This window comes from Streptomyces sp. 13-12-16 (assembly GCF_002114215.1).
Lineage (GTDB): Bacteria > Actinomycetota > Actinomycetes > Streptomycetales > Streptomycetaceae > Streptomyces.
Map to the genome: position 1 here is coordinate 1 of NZ_NCTE01000740.1, position 4,549 is coordinate 4,549.

Here is a 4,549-nt window from a genome sequence, read left to right on the forward strand (position 1 = left end):
CGCCGAGCGTGCGGTCGCCCAGGGGGTGCGCCGTGCGCAGGGCGCCGTAGAGCACGGCCCGCACCCGCCGCCGTACGACCACCGGTACGGCGACGACGGCGCGCAGGCCCTCGGCGGCGACCGGGACGTCGTACTCGTGGCTGATCTGCCGCGAGACGGAGTAGTCCGTCACCGCGCACGGCCGGGCCAGCGCCACCGCCTTGCCGCCCAGACCGTTGCCCGAGACCACCGCGAGCGCGCTCAGCGCGGGTGTCGCGGTGCCGCTCAGCTCGCTGATGCGCACCTGCCGCCGGCCGGGCTCCACCACTCCGCCGAAGGCGACCGGCAGCCCGGTCGCACGCCGCAGCCGGGCCAGCGCCCCGCGGATCTCCACCGCGTCGCCCGCCCCCATCGGGTCAGCTGTCACCTGTTCGCCCCTTCACCGCGGCTCCCGTACGGACGCACACCCCCGTTCGGGGGTAGTGAGACCCGCATCACGGATTACACGATGGCGGGGAGCCGCCCGGCAATGGTCCGGCACGAGGAGGAGACATGACGACGGCGACGGAGGAGTTCCGCAGGGCCCGGGACTTCCTGCTGGAACACCGCGAGGACTACGCCACCGCCCACCGGGACTTCGCCTGGCCCCGGCCCGACCGGTTCAACTGGGCGCTCGACTGGTTCGACGTGATCGCGGACGGCAACGACCGCACCGCCCTGCACCTCGTCGAGGAGGACGGCGACGAGACCCGGCTGTCCTTCGCCGCCCTGGCCCGCCGCTCCGACCAGGTCGCCAACTGGCTGCGGCAGCGGGGCGTGGCCGCCGAGGACCGGGTGCTGGTCATGCTCGGCAACCAGGCCGAGCTGTGGGAGACCGCCCTCGCCGCGATGAAACTGCGCGCCGTGGTCATCCCGGCCACCCCGCTGCTCGGCCCCGCCGACCTGCGCGACCGCGTCGAGCGGGGCCGCGTCCGCCATGTGATCGCGCGCGCCGCCGACACCGCGAAGTTCGACGCGGTGCCCGGCGACTACACCCGGATCGCGGTGGGGGAGGGGGCCGCCGGGAGCTGGCAGCCGTACACGGACGCCTACGGCGCCGCCGAGCACTTCGCGCCCGACGGGCCCACCCTCTCCGACGACCCCCTGATGCTGTACTTCACCTCCGGCACCACCGCCCGCCCCAAGCTGGTGGAGCACACCCACACCTCGTACCCGATCGGCCACCTGGCGACCATGTACTGGATCGGCCTGCGCCCCGGTGACGTGCACCTCAACATCTCCTCGCCCGGCTGGGCCAAGCACGCCTGGTCCAACCTGTTCGCCCCGTGGAACGCCGAGGCGACCGTCTTCCTGCACAACTACACCCGCTTCGACGCGCCCCGCCTGATGGCCGAGATGGACAAGGCCGGCGTCACCACGTTCTGCGCCCCGCCGACCGTGTGGCGCATGCTCATCCAGTCCGACCTGGGCCGGCTGCGCACCCCGCCCCGCGAGGTCGTCGCCGCCGGTGAGCCGCTCAACCCCGAGGTCATCGAACAGGTCCGGCGCGCCTGGAACGTCACCATCCGGGACGGCTTCGGCCAGACCGAGACCGCCGTCCAGGTCTCCAACAGCCCCGGCCAGGTCCTCAAGACCGGCTCCATGGGCCGTCCCAGCCCCGGCTACCGCGTCGAACTCCTCGACCCGGTCTCCGGCGCGCCCGGCGCCGCCGAGGGCGAGATCGCGCTCGACCTCTCCGACCGCCCGGTGGGCCTGATGACCGGCTACCACGGCGACCCGGACCGTACGGCCGAGGCGATGGCCGGCGGCTACTACCGGACGGGTGACATCGGCTCCCGCGACGAGGACGGATACATCACCTACGTCGGCCGCGCGGACGACGTCTTCAAGGCGAGCGACTACAAGATCAGCCCCTTCGAGCTGGAGAGCGCCCTGCTGGAGCACGAGGCGGTCGCCGAGGCGGCCGTGGTGCCGGCCCCGGACACGCTGCGGCTGGCCGTGCCCAAGGCGTACATCGTGCTCGCGGAGGGCTGGGAGCCCGGCCCGGACACCGCGAAGGTGCTCTTCGAGCACTCCCGCGAGGCGCTCGCCCCGTACAAGCGGATCCGCCGCCTGGAGTTCGGCGAGCTGCCCAAGACGGTCTCCGGGAAGATCCGCCGCATCGAGCTGCGCGAGGCCACGGCCGCCGGCTCCACCGACGAGTACCGCGAGGAGGACTTCCGGTGACCGCACCCCTGTCGTACAGCCACGGCACGAGTACGACCCCGCTGCTCGGCGACACCATCGGCGCCGACCTCGGCCGGGCCGTCGCCGCGTGGCCCGACCGCGAGGCCCTCGTCGACGTGCCGTCCGGCCGGCGCTGGACCTACGCCGAGTTCGGCGCCGCCGTCGACGAGGTGGCGCGCGGGCTGCTGGCGAAGGGCGTCGGGACGGGCGACCGGGTCGGCATCTGGGCGGTCAACTGCCCCGAGTGGGTCCTGGTGCAGTACGCCACCGCCCGCATCGGCGTCATCATGGTGAACATCAACCCCGCCTACCGGGCGCACGAGCTGGAGTACGTGCTCAAGCAGTCCGGGATCTCGCTGCTGGTCTCCTCGCTCGCCCACAAGGGCAGCGACTACCGGGCGCTGGTGGACCAGGTGCGCGGAGCCTGCCCCGGCCTGCGGGAGACCGTCTACATCGGCGACCCCTCCTGGGACGCGCTGACCGGGGGCGCGTCCGCCGTACCGGCCGGGCGACTCGACGAGATCGCCGCCGGGCTGAGCTGCGACGACCCGGTCAACATCCAGTACACCTCGGGCACGACGGGCTTCCCGAAGGGCGCCACGCTCTCCCACCACAACATCCTGAACAACGGCTACTGGGTGGGCCGCACCGTCGGCTACACCGAACAGGACCGCGTCTGCCTGCCGGTGCCGTTCTACCACTGCTTCGGCATGGTCATGGGCAACCTGGGCGCCACCTCCCACGGCGCCTGCATCGTCATCCCGGCCCCCTCCTTCGAGCCGGGGGCCACCCTGGAGGCCGTCCAGCGCGAGCGCTGCACCTCGCTCTACGGCGTGCCCACCATGTTCATCGCCGAACTGAACCTGCCCGACTTCGCGTCGTACGACCTCACCTCGCTGCGCACCGGCATCATGGCGGGCTCGCCGTGCCCGATGGAGGTGATGAAGCGGGTGGTCGCCGAGATGCACATGGAGGAGGTCTCCATCTGCTACGGCATGACCGAGACGTCTCCCGTGTCGCTCCAGACCCGCATGGACGACGACCTGGAACACCGCACCGGCACCGTCGGCCGGGTGCTGCCGCACATCGAGGTCAAGGTCGTCGACCCGGCCACCGGGGTGACCCGGCCGCGCGGTGAGGCGGGGGAGTTGTGCACCCGTGGCTACAGCGTGATGCTCGGCTACTGGAACGAGCCCGGGAAGACCGCCGAGGCCGTCGACGCGGGCCGCTGGATGCACACCGGGGACCTCGCGGTGATGCGCGAGGACGGTTACGTGGAGATCGTCGGCCGCATCAAGGACATGATCATCCGGGGCGGGGAGAACATCTACCCGCGCGAGGTCGAGGAGTTCCTCTACGCCCACCCGAAGATCGCGGACGTCCAGGTCGTCGGGATCGCGCACGAGCGGTACGGCGAGGAGGTGCTCGCCTGTGTCATCCCGCGCGATCCGGACGACCCGCTCACCCTGGAGGAACTGCGCGCCTTCTGCGCGGACCGCCTCGCCCACTACAAGATCCCGAGCCGGCTCCAGCTCCTGGACGCCTTCCCGATGACGGTGTCCGGGAAGGTGCGCAAGGTCGAACTGAGGGAGCGGTACGCGGCGGGCTAGCGCGGTTCCGGGCCGACCGCCCGCCGGAAGACCTGCCGGGAGCCGCCCTCCGGACCCGGAGCGGCGGCCTCGGCGGGGGTGAAGCCGAGCCGCTCGTAGAAGACGCGGGCGCCGCCGGCGACGGCACCGGGATGGTCGGCCCCGAAGGTGACCACCTCGATGACACCCGGCCCGCGCACCCACCGGCGCGTCGCCTCCGCCATCAGCGCGCCGCCGACGCCCTTCCCCCGGGCCCGGTGCGAGACGACGAGCCAGTGCACGTGGTACGTCGGCGCCTCGCCCCCGAACAGCAGTCCGCCGAGGAGGTCAGGACCCGAGGACTCGGCGACGAGCGCCAGGGAGCCGGCGATGTGCTCGCGCACCGCGTCGTGGAAGCCCGGCTCCCCGACCATCGGGCCGAACCACTGCTCGACCTGGGCCGCCAGGCCGAGGAAACCGGGGAAGTCCTGCTCGCGCGCCGCCCTGATCGTCATCCGGGCGGCCGGGCCCTCGTGCCGCGGCCGCGGGGGGACGTCCCGGCGCATGCACACGCGCGGCCACCGGTCGAGTCCGTGCCCGGCCTCCTCGGCGCGGATCCGCCGCAGGCCCGGCGTGAGTTCGGGCTCGCCCAGCGTGCGGAAGCCGAGGCGCGCGTAGTACGGGGCGTTCCACGGGACATCGGCGAACGTGGTCAGCGTCAGCGCGGTCAGGCCCTGCTCGCGGGCGTGGGCGGCGGCGCGGTCGAGCAGCGCCCG

At 72.9% G+C, this 4,549-nt stretch carries 3 protein-coding genes and 2 pseudogenes; 2 read left to right on the top strand and 3 right to left on the bottom strand.

Going from position 1 to position 4,549, the window contains the following annotated elements:
* Positions 1–391, bottom strand: a pseudogene (locus B7767_RS27820) (helix-turn-helix transcriptional regulator); the annotation flags it as partial.
* Positions 392–531: 140 nt separating this feature from the next.
* Here B7767_RS27820 and B7767_RS27825 point away from each other — a divergent pair.
* Together B7767_RS27825 and B7767_RS27830 are read left to right on the top strand one after the other, a co-directional pair.
* The gene (locus B7767_RS27825; RefSeq protein WP_085574581.1) at positions 532–2,205 is read left to right on the top strand and encodes an AMP-binding protein; all 1,674 of its coding nucleotides are present in this window, start codon (positions 532–534) and stop codon (positions 2,203–2,205) included.
* Positions 2,202–3,815 carry an AMP-binding protein gene (locus B7767_RS27830; RefSeq protein ID WP_085574582.1) on the top strand — a complete coding sequence of 538 codons (1,614 nt, stop codon included), beginning with the start codon at positions 2,202–2,204 and terminating at the stop codon, positions 3,813–3,815. Before B7767_RS27825 ends, B7767_RS27830 begins: the two co-directional genes overlap by 4 nt.
* Here the strand turns inward: B7767_RS27830 and B7767_RS27835 are convergent.
* Positions 3,812–4,288, bottom strand: coding sequence for a GNAT family N-acetyltransferase (locus B7767_RS27835; protein WP_085574583.1), 477 nt, complete (start codon positions 4,286–4,288; stop codon positions 3,812–3,814). The genes B7767_RS27830 and B7767_RS27835 overlap by 4 nt on opposite strands.
* A gap of 30 nt (positions 4,289–4,318) precedes the next feature.
* Positions 4,319–4,549, bottom strand: a pseudogene (locus B7767_RS27840) (GNAT family N-acetyltransferase); the annotation flags it as partial.

Coding starts and splice junctions, on each gene's coding strand:
- B7767_RS27825 (WP_085574581.1), top strand. CDS start 532: ATGACGACGGCGACGGAGGAGTTCCGCAGGGCCCGGGACTTCCTGCTG.
- B7767_RS27835 (WP_085574583.1), bottom strand. CDS start 4,288: ATGACGATCAGGGCGGCGCGCGAGCAGGACTTCCCCGGTTTCCTCGGC.